We start from the raw sequence: 19,013 nt of genomic DNA on the forward strand, positions 1-19,013 counted from the left end.
ATGGATGACCTCGATGTTCGCTCCGTGCTGACGAAGTACGTGACGGAAGCCGAACCGCCCATCGGGCTCACCGGCGACCGTGTGCTCGCCGCAGGCCGACGGTCGCGGCGACGCCGCCTCGCGGCGGCCGGTATCGCGGGTGCCGCGTTCGCCGTGGTGGCGATCCTCGGAGCCACCTCCGTGATGACCACACCGTCACCGCCTCCGCCACCACGGCCCGCCGACCCCGTCCCGGGAGCCCGCTGCGGAACGAGAACCTCCGACGAGACCGCACAGCAGCTACTCACCCGGTTGAGCTGCATCGTCGACACCTCGGTGCGATCCCGGGTCGCGCCGGGGGCACGGATCGAAAGGCTCACCCTGCCTGATGAGATCCCGCCGCCGGATCCGTTCCTCCTGACGGCCAAGCAGGTAGAGGAGGAAGGAACCGTGTCCACGCTCTACTACCTGGACGTCCGCGTGAGTGACGACCGCGGCGCGGGCTCGGTTCTCGTTCGCATTCTTCCGCCGATCTACAATTGGGAGACGAGCTGCGAAGACGCGACCATCCCCAAAACAGTCTCGTGCTCCACGCGCCAGATCGCCGACGGTGTCCTGCGGGAGACGACCAACCGCAACGAAGCAGGCCTGATCGTCCGCACGACTGAGCTCACCATGCCGACCGGCGTCATCTATCTCTCCAGCACCAACACCGGTGTCGTGGAATCCGGCGACGGTATCCATCTGCCGGTGGAACGCGCCGAGCCTCCGCTGACCTCGAAGCAGCTCGAGGAAATCGCGACCATGCCGGGGCTGGTGCCCTAGCGACGGAGGGGGACGAGGTCGTCGGCGTGGACGACCTCGCGCCGCTGCTCGGCGGGCAGGTCGTGGCTGGAACGGCCGATGAGGTCGGGCAGCTCCCTCGCGTCGAAGGCGACGACACCCCGCGCCACGGTGCGCTGCCGGAGATCCACCAGGTCGACGACGTCGCCGGCCTGGAAGTCACCGTCGACACCGGTGATCCCGGCGGCGAGCAGGGACCGTCGGCGGCGGACGACGGCCGTGACGGCACCGTCGTCGAGGTGCAGTTTCCCGGACGCGCCGGCGGCGTAGCCCAGCCAGAACCGGCGGGCCGACAGGCGGGAGTCCGCGGCGACGAAGGCCGTGCCGACCTCGGCCGTGGTGAGGGCGCGTGAGGCCTCGGAAGCGGCGGCGAGGAGGACCGGGATCCCGGCACTGGCGGCGGTACGGGCCGCGGCGAGCTTCGAGACCATGCCGCCGGTGCCGAGCCCGGAACTCGACATGCCGACGGTGATACCGTCCACATCGGACTCCCCGGCGACCTCGGCGATCTTGCGAGTCGCGCCGTCACGGGGATCCCCGTCGTACAGACCGTCCACATCGGACAGCAGGACGAGCGCGTCGGCGCCGATCAGGTGGGCGACCAGCGCGGCGAGCCGGTCGTTGTCGCCGAAGCGGATCTCTTCGGTGGCCACGGTGTCGTTCTCGTTGACCACGGGAACCGCGCCGAGGGCCAGCAGCCGGGTGAACGTGTTCTGCGCGTTGCGGTAGTGCGCGCGGCGCACGACGTCGTCCGACGTCAGCAGAACCTGGCCGACGGTCAGGGAAAACCGGCCGAACGACTCGGCGTAGGCGTGGGCGAGCGCGAGTTGCCCGACGCTGGCCGCGGCCTGCTGGGTGGCGAGGTCACGCGGTCGCTTGCCGAGCGCGAGCGGCGCCAGTCCCGCGCCGATCGCTCCCGAGGACACCAGCACGATCTGCGTGCCACGGGAGACCCGGTCGGCGATCGCTTCGACCAGCGCGTCCAGCCTGGCCACGTCGAGACCGTCTCCGGCGGTGGTCAGCGCTGAGGAACCGACCTTGACGACCACCCGCTTCGCGTCGGCGATCGCCGCCCGGGTCGAGCTCACTCGTCGTCCGCCCCGTCTTCGACTCCGTCCGGGCCGTCGCGGCGGATCCGGCGGGCTTCCTTGCGCTCGGAAGCACCGATCCGGCTGTTGTTCTCCAGCCGGACGTCGGTGCCCCGGCCGGACATGTGCACCGCGACCCCGGCCGGGGTCGACGGCTCCCATTCGAACTGGACGTCGCCGATGGTGACCGGGCTTCCCGGCACGGCGCCCTTGCGGGCCAGCGCCTCTTCGACGCCGAGCCGCTGCAACCGGTCCGCGAGGTAGCCGACGGCCTCGTCGTTGCCGAAGGTCGTCTGGCGGATCCACCGCTCCGGGCGGACACCGCGCACGATGAAGGCGCCCTCCTCGTCGGGGTCGACCTCGACGGTGAAGCCCGCGTCGTTGACGGCCATCGGCCGCAGCACGACCTTCTCCGGCTCCGGTTCCGGCTGCTCGGCGCGATACTTCTCGACCACGGCGGCGAGCGCGTAGGTCAATTCCTTCAGTCCCTGTCGGGAAGCCGTGGAGATCTCGAACACACTGAGCCCGCGGGCCTCCAGTTCCGGGCGGACGAACTCGGCGAGTTCGGCGGCGTCCGGGACGTCGATCTTGTTGAGGACCACCACGCGCGGCCGGTCGGCGAGGTCGCCGCCGAGGCTCGGGGTGTAGCGGGCGAGTTCTTCTTCGAGCGCGTCCATATCGGACAGTGGGTCGCGCCCGGGTTCGAAGGTGGCGCAGTCGATGACGTGCACCAGCACCGCGCACCGCTCGATGTGCCGCAGGAAGTCGAGGCCGAGGCCCTTGCCCTCGCTCGCGCCTGGGATCAGGCCGGGGACGTCGGCCATGGTGAACACGGTCGAGCCCGCGGTGATCACGCCCAGGTTCGGCACCAGGGTGGTGAACGGGTAGTCGGCGATCTTCGGTTTGGCCGCGGACAACACCGAGATCAGCGACGACTTGCCTGCCGACGGGAAGCCGAGCAGGCCGACGTCGGCGACCGAACGCAGTTCCAGTACGAGGTTCCGGCTCTCTCCCGGCTCGCCCAGCAGCGCGAATCCGGGCGCCTTGCGCGTGTTGGAGGCCAGCGACGCGTTGCCGAGGCCCCCACGACCGCCCTGGGCGGCGACGAAGGTGGCTCCGGAGCCGACCAGGTCGGCCAGGATCTCGCCGCCCTCGGTCATCACGACGGTACCGGAGGGGACCCGCATCTCCAGCGTGTCGCCCGCCGCTCCGGCGCGGTTGCCGCCCTGGCCCATCTTGCCGTTGCCGGCGCGGGCGTGCGGGCGGAAGTGGAAGTCGAGCAGCGTGTGGACGTTCGGATCCACGATCAGCAGCACGTCGCCACCGTTGCCGCCGTTGCCGCCGTCCGGGCCGCCGAGGGGTTTGAACTTCTCGCGGTGCACCGAGGCGCAGCCGTTCCCACCGTCACCGGCGGTCAGATGGATCACCGCGCGGTCCACGAAACGGGACGCCATGACTTGCCTCTATTCATTCGCGAGAAGGGGATACACAAAACAAACGAGGGGTGGGTCCGGATATTCCGGCCCCACCCCTCGTCAGAGGTTCTAACTCGAAGCCGAAATTCAGGCTTCGGACGGCACGATGTTGACCGTCTTGCGGCCACGCTTCTCGCCGAACTGGACCGCACCGGCGGCCAGCGCGAACAGCGTGTCGTCGCCGCCACGGCCGACGTTCACGCCGGGGTGGAACTTGGTGCCACGCTGGCGGATCAAGATCTCGCCCGCGTTGACTTCCTGGCCGCCGTAGCGCTTGACGCCCAGTCGCTGCGCGTTCGAATCGCGACCGTTGCGGGAGCTGGACGCACCCTTCTTGTGAGCCATGGCTCAATCCTCTTTCTGACGAAGATCCGGAGAAAGTTCTACTTGGAGATGCCGGTGACCTCGACGCGGGTCAGCTTCTGCCGGTGACCCTGGCGCTTGTGGTAGCCGGTCTTGTTCTTGAACTTGTGGATCCGGATCTTCGGACCCTTGGTCTGCTCGACGACCTTGCCGATGACCGAGACCTTCGCCAGTGCGTCGGCGTCCGTGGTGACGTCGCCACCGTCCACAAAAAGGACTGCGGGGAAGGTGTGCTCAGTACCCGGCTCGCCTTCGAGCTTCTCGACCTCGACGACGTCGCCGACGGCCACCTTGTACTGCTTGCCGCCAGTCTTGACGATCGCGTACGCCGACACGGAAGTCTCCTGCTTACTCGACAACGGGTGGGGGCTTGCGTGACCGGCCCACCGGATCTCTCTCGGCGGTCCAAGGTCTGCGCAAGGTGCCCGCCGCTAAGTGGCGGGCCGCTCTACAGGTTACGGGGGGCTCCCCGGTGCGATCACACCGGGGTGCCCCTCGGTGTTCACTAGCTCTTTTCCGACGCCTTGACCGGCGGACCGGCCGGCCGCGAGGCCGCCCGTCGCGGACGGCGGCGGGTGGTGGAGCGACCGGCCGGGGCCGGGACCTCCACCTCGGGTTCGGTGTGCTCTTGTGCCACAACAGCCTCAGGAGTCACCGGCACCTCGGGAGCTTCGGGCTCCGGGCCCGATTCCCCGACGACCGAGATCTCTTCTTCGCGCGCGGCCGGGGCCTCGTCGTCCGAGGTCGTCACCGGTTCACCGGCGAGTTCGGTCGCGGGTGCCTCGGTGATCGGCTCGGAAACCGGCTCAGCCGCCGCCTCGGCCGCCTGTTCGACGGTCGCTTCGGCAATGGGCTCCGAAGACCCCTCAGCCTCCTTCGCCTGCTCTGCGGGCTGTTCAGCCACCTGCGGCGCGTGGCCGTTGAGCGCGACGCCCTCGACGTTCTCCGTGACCTCGTGCGGGTGCTCACCCTTGGCCGCCTTGGCGGCGTTGGCCACGGCTTGGACCGCCGAGACCACCGACTCACGCGGACCGGAAGCCTGCGGGGCCTCGGTCTTGGCCGCCGCGGGCTCGTTCTGGCTCTGGTCTTCACCCTTGCCGCGGCCACGGGACCGGCGGGAGCCCTGCTCCTTGCCACCACCGCTGCCGCTGCCGCCACTGGCACCGCCGTGGCTGTGGCCGTTGCCGCCACCACCGGTGCGCTGCGGTTCGGTCGAGACGACCACGCCGCGGCCCTTGCAGTGCTCACACGGCGTGGAGAACGCCTCGATCAGCCCGGTGCCGATCTTCTTGCGGGTCATCTGGACCAGGCCGAGCGAGGTGACCTCGGCCACCTGGTGCCGGGTGCGGTCGCGGCCGAGGCATTCGGTCAGGCGGCGCAGCACCAGCTCACGGTTGGATTCGAGCACCATGTCGATGAAGTCGATGACGATGATGCCGCCGATGTCCCGGAGCCGGAGCTGGCGGACGATCTCCTCCGCCGACTCCAGGTTGTTCCTGGTCACCGTCTCCTCGAGGTTTCCACCCGATCCGGTGAACTTGCCGGTGTTGACGTCGATGACGGTCATCGCTTCGGTGCGGTCGATGACCAGGTAGCCACCCGAGGGCAGCCAGACCTTGCGGTCCAGGGCCTTGGTGATCTGCTCGTCGATCCGGTGATCGGCGAAAGCCGAACCGGTGCCCGTGTACCGCTTGACCCGGTCAGCCAGGTCCGGCGCCACGTGCTGCACGTAGTCGTAGATGGTGTCCCAGGCCTTGTCGCCCTGGATCTCCAGCTTGGCGAAGTCCTCGGTGAACAGGTCGCGCACGACCTTGACCAGCAGGTCCGGCTCTTCGTAGAGCATGACCGGGGCGCTGTTCTTCTTGCCACCGTTGCCGGCTTCGGCCTTCTCCTTGATGACGTCCCACTGCGCCTTGAGACGGCGGACGTCGCGGTCCAGCTCCTCCTCGACGATGCCTTCGGACGCTGTGCGGATGATCACACCGGCGTCCTCGGGGACGATGCGCTTGAGGATGTCCTTCAGACGGCGGCGCTCGTTCTCCGGGAGCTTCCGGGAGATGCCGGTGGCCCCGCCCGCGGGCACGTAGACCAGGAAGCGGCCCGGCAGCGAGATCTGGGTGGTCAGCCGGGCGCCCTTGTGCCCGACCGGGTCCTTGGTGACCTGGACCAGCACGGAGTCGCCGGTGGAGAGCGCCTGCTCGATCTTGCGGGCCTTGCCCTCGAGACCGGCGGCGTCCCAGTCGACCTCACCGGCGTAGAGCACGGCGTTGCGGCCACGCCCGATGTCGATGAAGGCGGCCTCCATCGAGGGCAGCACGTTCTGCACGCGGCCGAGGTAGACGTTGCCGACGATCGAGCCGGTGCCCGACGAGGTCACGAAGTGCTCGCACAGAACGCCGTCCTCGAGCACGCCGATCTGGGTGGACTCGCCCTTCTCGGCGACGACCATGGTGCGCTCGACCGACTCGCGGCGGGCGAGGAACTCGGCCTCGGACAGGATCGGCGCGCGGCGGCGGCCCGCCTCGCGGCCGTCCCGGCGGCGCTGGCGCTTGGCCTCGAGCCTGGTCGAGCCGCGCACGCTGCGGACCTCGTCCCTGGCCGGACGCTCGGTCTCGGCGGCCTTGGCCTGGCGGACGTGGACGACCGTGTTGGGCGGGTCGTCGGTGATGGCCTCGGCGTTGTCGTCGTCCCCGCCCTTGCGACGGCGGCGGCGACGGCGGCGCTTGCTGCCGTTGTCGGAGTCGCCGTCATTGTCCGGATCGGACTCCGCCGAATCAGACGTGACGGACGCCTCTTCGGCGTTCTCGGACTCGGCCTCTTCGGCGTCGGCGTCCTTCTCGTTCTTGTTGTTCTTGTCCTTGCCGCGCGGCTGACGGCCGCGAGGGGGCTCAGGCTGCTCGTCGTCGTTCTCGGAGTCGGCCGAGTTCTCGTCGCCGCCCTTGCCCCGGCCACGGCCACGACGCCCGCGACGGCGGCGGCGACGGCCGTTGGCGTCGTCACCGTCGTCGTCGGCATCGTCGTGGCGATCGGACTGCTCGGCCTGCGTCTCGTCCTCGTCGGAGGCGGTCTCTTCGGTCTGCGTGAAGGCCGGCTCCGGCTTGCGGGCGGGCTTCGCCGCGACCGGCTCCGGCGGCAGGAACAGCGGCGACGGCGCCGCGAACACCGGGACGTGCACGGCCGCCCTCGACGGACGGGTCGTTTGCTGCGGCGGCTCCGGGGTCACCGGGGCGGCCAGCGCGGGCGGAACACGCCGCGAAGGTGTCTCCACCTGCGGAGTGGGCTCCGGCTCGACCTCGGGCTTCACCTCGGGCTCGGGAGCCTTCGGGGTCTCGACGACGGGCGCCTCGGCGGCTGGAGCCGCTTCGGTGGTCTCGGGCTCGCCTCCGCCGGAGAGGGCTTCGGCGAGCTTGATGGCCACATCGCGGGTGACGCTGGACTGCGCGCTGCGAACGGTCTCGCCGAGCTCACCGAGCTTGGCCATCAGTTCACGGCTGTTGGAACCCAGGAGCTTCGCCAGTGCGTGCACCCGGATCCGGGGAGGCAGTTCGGCCAGCTGGCCTGCGATGGGTGTGGCGGTATTCCCGCCGGTGACGGCGGGTGTGTCCGCGTTCGACATATATCTCCTCCGCCCCCGGGCGCGTCGGCTGGCTCACACCGGCTCGACGCGGCCGCGCAGGGGCCCCTTTCTGTTCGTTCCGCCGTGGTGGTCACCAGCAGCGGGAATCCTTGCCCGGCACCGCGACGACGCCGGGATTGTCCGGGCGCCGCGTACGGCTGAAGGTCTGCTCGGCGGAGTGCTGGCCACGTGCGCGACATCGGGCCGCCCGCCACATCGTCGAGCCGCATGCAAGCGGCGACGCGTGTGGAGGATGTGCAGCACACCACCGGGCCACGAGACCGCGAGCGCCACCTCTCACGTGTGCCCGTCGGCCAGCGGCCAACGCGAGTATCCCACACCCCGGCCCCACTCCGGTGTACTCGGTGCCACAGACCTGACTCCCGGGCGCGCCGCGGCCACCGGCCGAGCGAACTTCGCGAGAGAACTTGTCGACCCGGCCGTGGGTGGCTAGCGTGCCGCTCGGGGGTGCCGATGCCAAGGCCGCGGCGATCCCCGTAGTCCCTCTGTTCTCCGGTGGGAGGTCCGGTGTCCCTGCTGGGGCGGTCCCTGCGAGCGGCCGTGTGCGCCTTCATGGTGCTCTGCGGTTCGATCTCCGCCGTCGCGACGGCGGAGGCGGTGCCATCGTGCCATCCCGAGGGCCGGGCGCTGCGCTACGTCGTCGCCTTCGACCGGGGCATCTCCGAAGCCCAGGCCAGAGCGGCCATCACCGGCGGCTGCGGCAGCACGACGATCTACTACCCGCAGATCGCGGTGGCCGTGGCGACCTCGGCCGACCGGGACTTCACCGAACTGGTCCGGCCCGCCGCCGCGTTCAGCGCGCAGGCGGAGCGGCTGGCGGTGCAGCGGGCGGCCGGCACCCCGTCGGCCAGGTCCACACCCTCACGCGCCGAACTCGAACCGACGGATCCGGCGAAGCTGTCCTCCGCCGACCGCACCGACGAGCAGTGGGACATGCGCGCGATCGGCGCCGACAAGGCCCGCGTGATCGAGCGGGGCAGCCGGGACGTCGTCGTCGGCGTCCTCGATTCCGGCGTCGACGACACCCACCCCGAACTGACGACCGCCCTCGACCCCGGCAGGTCCGCGGGCTGCCTGACTGGCGCGCCCGACCGGAACTGGGCCGCGACGACGTCGGCGCACGGCACCCATGTCGCCGGGATCATCGCCGCGGCCGACGACGGTAAGGGGGTCACCGGGGTGGCGCCCGGTGTGCGGATCGCCTCGGTGAAGGTGATCGACGATCGCGGGTACGCCGACCCCGAGGCAGCCGTCTGCGGGCTGATGTGGGCCTCCTCACAGGGCATGGCCGTGACGAACAGCAGCTACTTCGTCGACCCGTGGTCGCTCTCGTGCGCCCACGCCGACGAACGGGGGGTGGTGAACGAGGTGATGGCCCGCGCCGTCGAGTACGCGACCTCGGCGGGCACGCTCAACGTCGCCGCGGCGACCAACGAAGCCGTCGGGCTGGTGCCGTCGCCGCGCTCGGGTGTCGAAGTCCAGGCCGCAGGCTGCCAGGCGCTGCCCGCCGGCCTGCGTGACGTCGTCGCGGTGTCGTCTGTGAGCGCGGAGCGGGTCAAGGCCGGCTACAGCTCGTACGGGCTGAGCGTGATCGACGTGACCGCCCCCGGCGGCGAGGCCGGGCAATGCGTGCTTTCGACCGTTCCCGGCGGGTACGCGCCGCTGTGCGGGACGTCGATGGCGGCGCCGCACGTCGCCGGTGTCGCGGCCCTGCTCGCTTCGGCGCGTCCCGGCTACAGCGCCCGCCAGCTGAAGCGGACGCTGGACGCGCAGGCGACGCCGATCGCGTGTCCCGCCGACTACGACCTGACCGGCGACGGCTCGCAGGACGCGTACTGCACCGGGTACGCGGGGTTCAACGGCTTCTACGGGCACGGGATGGTCGACGCGCTGGCCGCGGTGGCGCCGAGGGTGACGGGTTCGAACGCGGCCCGGTGAGCAGTCGGCTTCTCGCGGTGGGCCGCGTGGGGTCGCTTGGGGAAAGTTCGTAGGCCTCGGCACCACCGCCAGCAACGCGGGGCAGGGTGTGAGGGGTCCCTTTCCTACCTTGCGAGTCAGGGTCCCGGCAAAGTCGCAGAGATACTGGTCAGGCGGCTCTTCGTCGCTGTGTGTGAGGCTGACGGTGTAGGAATGGGGGCGTTGAGTGTCCCAATTCCTACCTCGCCGCGGGGTTACGCCGGTTGCGGAGCTTGATTAACAGAGGTTCAGGGACATGCGCTCGGCCCTTTGCAGGCATTAGCGATGTCAAGCCCGGATTACCACCAGCAGCTCTGCGTTTCGGTGTCGCGAAAGCCACTTTCGGGACCTCTGGTGTCGCGAAAGTGGCTTTCGCGACACCGGGGGCGGCCGCGCTTGACGTCTGAACCACCCTTCGGTCGTGAGTGGCAATTCGGGTCAGGGCGGACCGGCAGTTGCTTACCCACATGTGATCAGCCCGACGGCGCGAGGCCTCGGACCTTGATCAACAGAGGATCGGGGACACTCAACGTCCCCGATCCTCCGTCGATCAAGGTCGACTTCATCGAGCGGGGAGGATGACACCGTTTCAGCGGGTAGGCAAAGACAGGTCGGGGAGAACCCGAATCGCCACTCACGACCCGCTTGACCAGCTCCGCGACTTTGCCGGGACCCTGACCTCGAGAGTAGGGAAGGAAGCCTCACGTACTTCGAGCGGACGAGGGTGCCGATACCACGCGGTTCGGCGGGTCAGCGCAGCAGCAACTTTCCGAAGCGTCGCGAAGACGCGTAGATCCCGACTGCCGCCAGCGCCACCAAGTACGCCACGTTCCCGACCATGCTCCACGACAGCACACCGACCGAGAGCCCGCGCATCAGCTCGATCCCGTGGTACAGCGGGAAGATCCGCACGATCCACTGGATCGCCTCGGGATAGACCGAAAGCGGGTAGAACGTCGTGGAGAACAGGAACAGCGGCATCAGCACGAGGTTGATGTAGTCGAACTGCGACACCGACCGCAGGAAGGTCACCAGCACGATCCCGATCGCGGAGAAGGCCATCGCGACGAGCAGCGCCGCCGGGATCATCAGCACCGCCCACCAGGACCCGGGCAGGCCCATCGCGGTCATCACGCCGAGGAAGGTCACCGAGTAGATCCCGCCGCGCAGCACCGACCAGCCGACCTCGCCGAGCGCGATGTCCAACGGCCCGATCGGGGTGGCGAGCATGGCGTCGTACAGCTTCGCGTACTTCAGCTTGAAGAACAGGTTGTACGTCGAGTCCATGATCGCGCCGTTCATCGCCGACGCCGCGAGCAGGCCGGGTGCGACGAAGGCGACGTAGCTCATCGTCTGGCCGCCGGGACCGACGACCTCGCCGACGAGTTTGCCGAAGCCCAGTTGGAAGGCCATCAGGTAGAACAACGGCTCGAAGGCGCCGGACACGAACAGCATCCAGACGTGCGAGTAGGTCAGGAAGGTGCGTTCCAGCACCGCCTTCGAGCGGCCGCTGTACATCGCGGGCGGCAGGACGCGCAGGAGGACCCCGCGCCTCGGCTTTCCACGTCGCTGCGCCTCGGTGAGAACAGCCACGTCAGACCACCAGCCGTCGGTAGAAGTACTTGTGCGCCAATGCCCAGCCCACCCCGGCCAGCACGACCAGGAAGGCGAGGTGCCCCAGGGTGGCGAGCGGGCCGACGGAGCCGAGGCTGACCGCCCTGGCGGCCTCGTTTCCGTGCCACAGCGGGGAAAGCCAGGCGATCCACCTCAGCGGGGCGGGCAGTTCGGCTATCGGGAAGAACGTGCCGGAGAACAACGTCATCGGGATCAGGATGAACCGGAACACGAGGCCGAACCGCGCGCCCTCGTCGAAGGTGGTCGCGGCCAGCGCCATCACCGGGGTGCCGCAGGCGATTCCGGTGAGCACCCCGATCAGGATGACCACGAGCACGCCGAAGCTCGTCCACGAGCCGAACAGCGCGGCGATGACGGCGTAGATCGATCCGGCCAGCGCCAGCCGGATCCCGACCCAGATGAGCTGGCTGCCGAGCACCTGTCCCGGGGTGATCGGGGACGCGGTGACGGCCACATAGGTCTGCTGCCATTTGAACCCGGACAGCACCGGGTAACTGGACTCCCCCACCGCCAGCTGCGCGGCGCCGGCGACGAGCAACGCGGGCGCGACGTACTCGAGGTACGAGAAACCACCTGTCGCGGCGCCCGCTTGCACCTGCGAGCCGAAGCCGAGCCCCATCGCGGCCAGGAACAGCACCGGTTGCAGGCCTGTCGAGTAGAGCGTGGACAGCCAGTACCGGCGGTACCACATCCAATACCCCTCGACCCGCAGCCAGGCGCCGAGCCAGGTCGACACCACGCGGCCCGTCGAGGCCTTCGTCTCCGCTGTGGTCATCAGTCCACCAGCGTCCGGCCGGTGAGGCGGAGGAAGACGTCCTCCAGCGAACTTCGGCGGACCAGGCTCGACAGGGGCCGCAGCCCGCGCGCGTGCGCCTGTTCGAGGGTGGCCTCGCCGGTCATCGTGTAGAGCAGGACACGGTCCGGCAGGACCTCGACGCGTTCGGCGAGGCCCTCGATCTGCTTCGCCGCGGCCTCCTGCTCGCCGTTCGGGAACCGCAGTTCCACTACCTCGCGGGTGGAGTACCGGCTGATCAGGTCGGCGGGCGAGCCCTCGGCGGCGATGCGGCCGTTGTCCATCACGACCAGCCTGTCGCAAAGCTGCTCTGCTTCATCCATGTAGTGCGTGGTGATGATCAGGGTGGTCCCGCCCGCCTTGAGCCGGAACAGCCTGTCCCACAACAGGTGCCGGGCCTGCGGGTCCAGCCCCGTTGTCGGCTCGTCGAGCAGGAGCAGTTCCGGGTCGTTGACCAGGGAGCGCGCGATGGTCAGCCGCCGCTTCATCCCGCCGGAGAGCGAATCGACCTCCGCGTCCGCCCGGTCGGTGAGCTGGGCGAACTCCATCAGCTCGTCGGCCTTGCTCCGCACGTGCGAGCGGGAGAGCCCGAAGTAGCGGCCGTAGATCTGCAGGTTCTGGCGGACGGTGAGCTCGGTGTCCAGGTTGTCCTGCTGGGGCACGACGCCGAGCCGGGCACGGATCTTCGGCCCCTCGGCGTCCGGATCCATGCCGAGGACCCGCAGGTCACCGTCGCTGCGAGGGGACACGCTCGCGATCATCCGCATGGTGGAGGACTTGCCCGCGCCGTTCGGCCCGAGGAAACCGAACGCCTCCCCGGGGCGGACCTCGACATCGATCCCGCGTACGGCCTCGAAATCGCCGAAGCGCTTGACCAACGCTTTCGCCTGCACCATCGCCGGGCCGTGCTCTGAGTCACCCACGGTTCGCACCCTAGGACCTGGCACCGACAAAATTCGACCGGTTTAACCACACCCTTGTTGGCCGGTCCCGGCTCGTCGATACTCACCGACCATGAGTCTCAAGTCCCGAATCGCCTTGTTGTCCGTTTTCGTCAGCGCCGGGCTGCTGGTGGCTCCCGCTTCACAGGCGGCCGAGGCCACTGTGGGCGGCCGGACCGTCGACCCGCGCCCGTCCACCGCCAAACTCGCCTTCGAACTGCACAAGCTGGCCCTGCTGAGCCACGGCAAGATCCGGGTGAGCGGCATCGGCCGCAGCAACGAGGGCCGTCCGGTGTGGGCGGCGAGGGTCGGCCACGGCAAGACGCGGATCCAGTACGTCACCCAGCAGCATGGCGACGAGCCGCTCGGCACGCCCGCCGCGCTGGAGTTCCTGCGCAAGGTCGGTGTCGAACGCGGCTCATGGCAGCGGGAGCTGCTGTCGAAGGTGACCGTCGACATCGTCGTGCGCGCCAACCCCGACGGGAACGAGCGCGACTGGCGCTACAACTACGACCCGGACGCCACCCCCGAGTACGGCGAGAAGGGCAAGGGTTACGACATCAATCGGTACCACGACCCGGCAGTGGCACCGAAGGACAACCCGGCCACCGAGGCGGGCCTGATCCAGCGGCGGAACGCTTCGTTCAAGCCGGACATCATGGTCGACTACCACATGCAAGGCCGGTACCAGGACGCGAACGGTAAAGAGATCACCGCTTCGACGCTGTGGCCGACGAACGCGGGCGTGAAACAGTCCGATGTGGACTTCGCGAAGCAGATCGCGGTCGTGGTGCAGCGGTCGATCGACGGCAACGGCGGCTATGTCTCGCAGTACCCCGGCGGCGACTACCAGGGCATCGCGCGCAACGGGTACGGGCTACTGGGCAACGGCAGCGTGCTGATCGAACTCGGCGCCATTCCGGAGCGGGAGCAGGCGCAGATCCAGGACGCGCTGGCCTCGATGCTCGCGATCGCGCGGACCGCGGCCGACGGTTCGGTGCGGAAGGTCGACCCGGCGAAGGCCGACGCGATCCCGCCGCGTGGTCCGGCTTTGCCGGGTACGGTCGAAGAGGCGCACGAAGCCGCCTGAAGCGTGAGATGAACGGGACTTTCATGGCAAATTTCGCCATGAAAGTCCCGTTCATCACATCGGCGAGGGCTAACGGACGGTGACCGACAAGCTCCGCGTCACCCCGTTGACGGTGACCGAGAGCCGCGCCACCCCCGACCGCAGCGCCGTCAGCACCCCGGTCCCCTGGTCGAAGGACGCGACGTCCCACGGCATCGCGGGCAGGAACCCGTCGGCGACGTGCGTGCCCCAGCCGCCCTTCCAGTCCGCACTGACCGGGTACGACACCGGCACCTGACGCGCTCCCTGTGCCGCCACGGCCCGGATGTCCGCCTTCTCCCCGCGCGCCAGCGACGAGGGCCCGGACAGCGTCAGCGCGTCGACGTTCGGCCGCGTCTCGAACCGCACCGGCTGTGCCTTGTCCCCCGGCTCGAACCGGACCATCGTCCAGCCGACGAAACCGCCGTCACCGGGGGCGGCCGCGGGCGACTTCCCCGAGTTGCCGTTCACCAGGTACGGCACACCGTCCACGCGCGACAGGTTGAAGACGCCCGCGTGTGAAGCGATCGCGGCCACCTGCTTCCCCGATTCGCGCTCGAAGGCGGTCAGCCAGCCGGTCAGCATCGCGGCCTCCTTGCGGTCGGCCAGTTGCGAGTTCCCGGTGGGGCTCGGGTCCTTGACCGGGTGGTGCATCGCGACGACCACGCCGCGGACGCGCCTGTCGGTCTTCGCGCCGTCGAGCGCCTCGCGCAGCATCCGGATCTGGTCGAATCCGCCCGCGCGCAGCGATCCGCGCGAGGAGTCCATCAGTACCAGGCGGATCCCGGCGACGTCGACGACGCGGTGGGTCTCCCCGAACGCCGCCTGGAACTCGGTGATCCCGTGCCCGCCATCGGCTTCGTGGTTGCCAGGGACGTAGTACCAGGGTGCCTTGCCGACGAGTTCTTCCTCGATGATCGAGCGAGCCAGCACGAAATCGGCGGCCGTGCCGCGGTCGACGAAGTCGCCGTTGATCAGCACGAGATCCGGTTTCGCCGCCACCGTCTCGCGCAGCGCGCGCCGTGCCTGGACGACCAGCGGGCCGTTCGGGTCGTCGGCGGTGAACTGCGCGTCGCTGACCACGGCGATCCGCAGTCCGCCGGTCGCCGTGCCGTCAGTGATCAGCGCCGGATCACGCGGCGCCGAATCGGCCGGGACGGCGGCCGCGGGCGCGACCTCGAAGGTGAGGTCGTCGAAGACCAGCCGTCCTTCGTACTGCTGGTCCGGGACGTTCTCGACGGCGTAGAACTTCGTCAGCCGCTGCCCGTCTGGGAGTCCGGCCGGGATCGCCGCGCGGACGTAACGCCAGCCTGTCCAGTCGACGCTCAGCGACAAGTCCACAATGGACGGGACGTTGGCGGCGTCGCGGAGTTCCGCCCGCAGCCAAGCACCCTTCGCGTCGCCGTTGACCCACAGGCCGACGCGCTGGGCGCCGGGCGGCAGCGCGATCGGCGCCGCCGAATTGACGTAGGCCGCGCGCGTGGCGTTGGTCCCGTTCAGCCGGTAGTCCAGCGCCAGCCCTCGGCCGCCTTCACGGCCGGGAGCCTCGGAAAGCGCGGCGCCGACGACGGCGGGGAAGACACTGGCGGTCCAGCCCGCCGGGCCGTCCAAAGACGCCACCATCCGGGATTCCGTGCCGACGGACGCCGCGAGGTGCGTCGACTTCCCACCGGCGGTTGCGGTGATCGCCGAAGCACCCGACGCCTTCAGCGCGGTGACCGCGAATCCGTCGCCGGACGGCTCGATCCGCACCACCGTGGGGTCGTAATCGAGTTTGACGTCGTCGGGCTCGATCCACGTGCCGTAGCCGTCGGCGTCGTAGCCGAACACCTTGAACGTGCTCTTCGCGCCTTCGCCGGACAGCGCGACCTGTTCGGTGCTGGTGCCCAGCCGGACCAGCGAACCGAGGACGTTCAGCGTGGCCTTGCCCAGGACACCTCCGCGCTTCGCGAGTACGTCGACGTTCGCGGGCGCGTCCGGCCGGAGCCGGTCGGCGTGCGCGGTGAAGACACCGTCGGTCACCGTGCCGCGGAAAGGATTCGTGCTGAGCCACTGTGCCTTGGCGGCCACCGCCGCGCCGGTCTCGTCGTGCGCTCCGGCCGCGAGTTTGCGTGTCAGTCCGGAAAGCACCCGCGTCGCGTCGGCGGTGTCCCGCGCGGGACGCGGCGAGAATCCGGTGAGGCGTCCGCTGCCGGGCACGGTGGTGACGCCGATCCCGTTGGGCACCAGGCGTTCCCCGCCGTCCGATGGCGAGTTGCGGACCAGCGGCGTCTTCTCGCCCTCCTCACGGGCGAGCAAGGTCGAGGAGCCACCACCGTCGAGGTTGATGGCGTCGTCCGCGCCGAGCGACTTCAGGTGGCGGGCGAGTTCCAGTTCCGTCATGCCGCGGCTGTCGGCCTGGCGGCCGTCGACCGTGGCCAGCCACATCTTCGTGCCGTCGGCGGAGAACCCGACCGCGGTCCGGGGATGCATGGCCACGTTGTCGACCGGCTGGATCGCGCCGTCGCGCAGCAGGACGATGTTCCCGCCGATCGAGACCGACAGCTTGCCCGCGTCGCTCTTCGGCGCGTACGCGACACCCACCCGGTCACCGGTCTTCAGACCGGACAAGGTGTCCACGCCACCGTCACGGGCGAGCAGGACCGTCGCGCCGGCGGCGATCGGGCCGTCCGCGGGCTGCGGCCGCACCTGTGTGACGACACCGTCCCGGAGTTCGATCTCGACGACGCGCTGGGCGCCCGCGACCGAAGTCCGCCGGGACGCCGCGCCCCACAGCGGCGTGTAGACGCCGATCGCGTTCCCGCTCAGCACCGGGCTGTTGAAGTTCGACGCGGGCACGACCTCGCCGTCGGGCAAGGTGACCGACGCTTCGAGGAACACCTCCGCGAGCCGCGCCTTGCCCTCCTCGGTGATCGACGCGGTCAGGTTGTGGCCGCGTGCGGGCGCCGTCTGGAGTTTCCCGGCGTCGACGCCGACGCCGATCGGTGCTCCGGTGGCGTTGATGTCGAAGAAGTCGCCGTTGACCCCGGCGACCGCGCCGGTCCTGGCGACCTGCCGAGAAAGCGGCGTCCGCGCGGAAACCGTGCCAGGGCTGAGATACGTCGGCTTGAGCGTCTTGCTGGTGAGATCGACGGCGAGGGTGTCGCCGCGGATCCAGCCCGCCGGGTCGTAGCGGTCGAACTCGGTGAGACTCAGGCCGGGCGCCACGCGCGAAGTCGCGCTGGTGGTGACGAGACCGTCGTCGGGCGCGGCCACGGCGTACGCGGACGGGCCCTCCTTCGCCGACGAGGCAGCGGGGGCGGCTTCGACGGGCGCGGGCCCCAGCGGAGCGGCCAGCGGATCAGCGGACGCCGGTGCGGCGACGAACGATCCGGGCAGCAGGGCGGCGAGCAATACCAGGCGTGATCTTCTCACGAAGTACCCCACGATCGAGTGACAGGCGGCTCAGGTCAGCACAGCGGACGCGAGCCGCCAGGAGAAGACCTCGAGGTGAACGTGAACCGAACGGCGTAGGGCGCCGAAGATCAGGGCGTGAACGGCCCGGCGAGAAAGGTCTCGGCCGCCGTGCCGTCACCGGTGATCCCGAGACCCGATTCGGCGAGCCCGACCCGTTGCCACAGCAGCAGGTCCAGCCCTTCCGCGGTCCCTTCTACGACGGCTTCCGCGGTTTCGGCGGGATCGGCCCGCCGCGAGCCGGGGATGCCGTCTGTTCCCGGCGGTGTGATCAACCAGGCGTGTCCGGTGTCGGATGTCTTCAGCAACAGCGGAACGGTGACCACCGGCGGGGTGTGCCAGCGCTTCACCTTCGGCAGCATGCCGAGGAGGACCTCGTCCACGCCATCGGCGGCGATGGACGGGTCGAGGGTGTGTTCGGTCCCGGCCGCGCGGTGCGCGTCGAGCAGGTGCACCGCGGTCTCGTGGACCTGGCGGCGGTACCAGAAGGCCTTGGTCTTGGCGGCGGCGGTGAAGTTCCAGGCACCGTCGTCCGGCGAGGCTTCGCGCAACGCCTCGATGAGGCCGTCCGCGCAGTCGCCGTACCAGGCGGCGATGTCCTCGTCCGGCTCGACTCCGAAGAGCTGCGGGGCGGGGTCACCGGTGCGGACGATCCCGGCCGCCCAGCGATGCACGTTGCCGAGGTGGACGACCAGATCACGCAGGCGCCAGTCGCCGCAGCACGGCACGGGCGCGGCGTGGTCCCCGGTGCGCGCCACCAGTGTGAAGCCGCTAACGAGTTTCCGCAGGTGTGCCAGGTACTCGTCCGGTGTCATCGACAAACCCCCGGGTCCGTGGATGGCGCGGTGATCCCGCGCCATCCACGAGTGTGTCAGGCCTCGGGGAACCAGAGCTTGAGCTCGCGCTCGGCCGACTCCGGGGAGTCCGAACCGTGCACCAGGTTGTACTGGGTCTCCAGGGCGAAGTCGCCGCGCAGGGTGCCGGGGGTGGCCTTCTCGACCGGGTCGGTGCCACCGGCGAGCTGGCGGAAGGCGGCGATGGCGCGGGGGCCCTCGACGGCGAGCGCGACCAGCGGGCCCGAGGTGATGAACTCGAGGAGTTCGCCGAAGAACGGGCGCTCCTTGTGCTCGGCGTAGTGCTCCTCGGCGACCGAGCGCTCGACGGTGCGCAGTTCGAGGGCGACGAGCTTCAGGCCCTTGCGCTCGATGCGCGAGATGACCTCGCCGACGAGGCCGCGCGCGACGCCATCGGGTTTGACGAGGACCAGCGTGCGTTCAGTCACGGCGGTATTTCTCCTTGGGTGGGTTTCGTGCTAATCGCCCGGAGCCTACTGGGTGCTTCGCCACTCACTTCACGTCGGACCAGGGAATGGCTTCGATGCGCTCGATGTTCTCCTCGCCCCACTCGCCGAGTGGGGCCATCGCGGTGTTGAGCGAATCTCCGAACGCGGTCAGCGAGTACTCCACCTTCGGCGGAACCTGGTGGTATACCTCGCGATGCAACAGGCCGGTGGCCTCCATCTCGCGCAGTTGCAGGATCAGGACCCGTTCGCTGATGCCGGGAACCTCGCGCCGCAACTCCCCGAAGCGCAGCGGCCCGTCCTGGAGCGCGAACAGGATGAGCCCTTTCCATTTTCCGCCCATGACGGCGATCGCGGCGTCGAGCCCGCAGGTGAACGTGCGGTTCTTGGTCATCTTCACACTTACCTTTTTGTCGGTACCCGGCAAAATAGTAGGTACTTG

Annotated in this window: 15 protein-coding genes; 3 read left to right on the forward strand and 12 right to left on the reverse strand. The window is 69.5% G+C overall.

What is annotated here, in order from left to right; all coding sequences use genetic code 11:
• Complete coding sequence (locus tag ACM6LR_RS28820) at nucleotides 1-804, forward strand: hypothetical protein (RefSeq protein ID WP_414944931.1); 804 nt, start codon at nucleotides 1-3, stop codon at nucleotides 802-804.
• Here ACM6LR_RS28820 and proB read toward each other — a convergent pair.
• The 5 genes from proB to ACM6LR_RS28845 all read right to left on the reverse strand — a co-directional run bounded on the left by proB (nucleotide 801) and on the right by ACM6LR_RS28845 (nucleotide 7,364).
• Nucleotides 801-1,910, reverse strand: a complete 1,110-nt coding sequence (proB, locus tag ACM6LR_RS28825; RefSeq protein WP_414940566.1) for a glutamate 5-kinase — start codon at nucleotides 1,908-1,910, stop codon at nucleotides 801-803. The two genes, ACM6LR_RS28820 and proB, sit on opposite strands and share 4 nt — an antisense overlap.
• A complete protein-coding gene (gene obgE / locus ACM6LR_RS28830; protein WP_414940567.1) occupies nucleotides 1,907-3,364 on the reverse strand; it encodes a GTPase ObgE in 1,458 nt (485 codons plus the stop codon). The genes proB and obgE overlap by 4 nt, the downstream gene beginning before the upstream one ends.
• Before the next feature lie 108 nt (nucleotides 3,365-3,472).
• Nucleotides 3,473-3,730, reverse strand: a complete 258-nt coding sequence (rpmA, locus tag ACM6LR_RS28835; protein WP_003067129.1) for a 50S ribosomal protein L27 — start codon at nucleotides 3,728-3,730, stop codon at nucleotides 3,473-3,475.
• Between the two features lie 38 nt (nucleotides 3,731-3,768).
• Entirely contained in the window at nucleotides 3,769-4,083 is a 315-nt protein-coding gene (gene rplU, locus ACM6LR_RS28840) for a 50S ribosomal protein L21 (protein WP_414940568.1), read from the reverse strand.
• Between the two features lie 170 nt (nucleotides 4,084-4,253).
• Nucleotides 4,254-7,364, reverse strand: coding sequence for a translation initiation factor IF-2 N-terminal domain-containing protein (locus tag ACM6LR_RS28845; RefSeq protein ID WP_414944932.1), 3,111 nt, complete (start codon nucleotides 7,362-7,364; stop codon nucleotides 4,254-4,256).
• 528 nt (nucleotides 7,365-7,892) lie between these two features.
• On the opposite strand from ACM6LR_RS28845, the gene ACM6LR_RS28850 reads away from it, so the two are divergent.
• Nucleotides 7,893-9,323 (forward strand): S8 family peptidase, encoded by a 1,431-nt coding sequence (locus tag ACM6LR_RS28850; RefSeq protein WP_414940570.1) that lies wholly within the window; start codon nucleotides 7,893-7,895, stop codon nucleotides 9,321-9,323.
• Nucleotides 9,324-10,091: 768 nt separating this feature from the next.
• On the opposite strand, the gene ACM6LR_RS28855 is transcribed toward ACM6LR_RS28850, so the two are convergent.
• The 3 genes from ACM6LR_RS28855 to ACM6LR_RS28865 all read right to left on the reverse strand — a co-directional run bounded on the left by ACM6LR_RS28855 (nucleotide 10,092) and on the right by ACM6LR_RS28865 (nucleotide 12,665).
• Nucleotides 10,092-10,859, reverse strand: a complete 768-nt coding sequence (locus ACM6LR_RS28855; RefSeq protein WP_414940701.1) for an ABC transporter permease — start codon at nucleotides 10,857-10,859, stop codon at nucleotides 10,092-10,094.
• A gap of 76 nt (nucleotides 10,860-10,935) precedes the next feature.
• Nucleotides 10,936-11,751: an ABC transporter permease gene (locus ACM6LR_RS28860; RefSeq protein WP_414944933.1), complete on the reverse strand. Its 816-nt coding sequence runs from the start codon at nucleotides 11,749-11,751 to the stop codon at nucleotides 10,936-10,938.
• A complete protein-coding gene (locus ACM6LR_RS28865) occupies nucleotides 11,751-12,665 on the reverse strand; it encodes an ABC transporter ATP-binding protein (protein WP_414940702.1) in 915 nt (304 codons plus the stop codon). The genes ACM6LR_RS28860 and ACM6LR_RS28865 overlap by 1 nt, the downstream gene beginning before the upstream one ends.
• A 118-nt stretch (nucleotides 12,666-12,783) precedes the next feature.
• Here ACM6LR_RS28865 and ACM6LR_RS28870 point away from each other — a divergent pair, with 118 nt between their 5' ends.
• On the forward strand, nucleotides 12,784-13,800 hold the full coding sequence (locus ACM6LR_RS28870; RefSeq protein WP_414940572.1) for a M14 family zinc carboxypeptidase: 1,017 nt from the start codon (nucleotides 12,784-12,786) through the stop codon (nucleotides 13,798-13,800).
• Nucleotides 13,801-13,869: 69 nt separating this feature from the next.
• Here ACM6LR_RS28870 and ACM6LR_RS28875 read toward each other — a convergent pair whose 3' ends face one another.
• The 4 genes from ACM6LR_RS28875 to ACM6LR_RS28890 form a co-directional block, all read right to left on the reverse strand.
• Complete coding sequence (locus ACM6LR_RS28875) at nucleotides 13,870-17,232, reverse strand: phosphodiester glycosidase family protein (protein ID WP_414944934.1); 3,363 nt, start codon at nucleotides 17,230-17,232, stop codon at nucleotides 13,870-13,872.
• Between the two features lie 110 nt (nucleotides 17,233-17,342).
• The gene (locus tag ACM6LR_RS28880) at nucleotides 17,343-18,086 is read right to left on the reverse strand and encodes a maleylpyruvate isomerase family mycothiol-dependent enzyme (protein ID WP_414940574.1); all 744 of its coding nucleotides are present in this window, start codon (nucleotides 18,084-18,086) and stop codon (nucleotides 17,343-17,345) included.
• A 56-nt stretch (nucleotides 18,087-18,142) separates the two neighbouring features.
• Nucleotides 18,143-18,553 carry a nucleoside-diphosphate kinase gene (gene ndk / locus ACM6LR_RS28885; protein ID WP_414940575.1) on the reverse strand — a complete coding sequence of 137 codons (411 nt, stop codon included), beginning with the start codon at nucleotides 18,551-18,553 and terminating at the stop codon, nucleotides 18,143-18,145.
• Between the two features lie 64 nt (nucleotides 18,554-18,617).
• Nucleotides 18,618-18,965: a winged helix-turn-helix transcriptional regulator gene (locus tag ACM6LR_RS28890; RefSeq protein ID WP_414940576.1), complete on the reverse strand. Its 348-nt coding sequence runs from the start codon at nucleotides 18,963-18,965 to the stop codon at nucleotides 18,618-18,620.
• Nucleotides 18,966-19,013 lie beyond the last annotated feature (48 nt).

It is taken from the genome of Amycolatopsis sp. cmx-11-32, assembly GCF_047608695.1.
Classification (GTDB): Bacteria; Actinomycetota; Actinomycetes; order Mycobacteriales; family Pseudonocardiaceae; genus Amycolatopsis.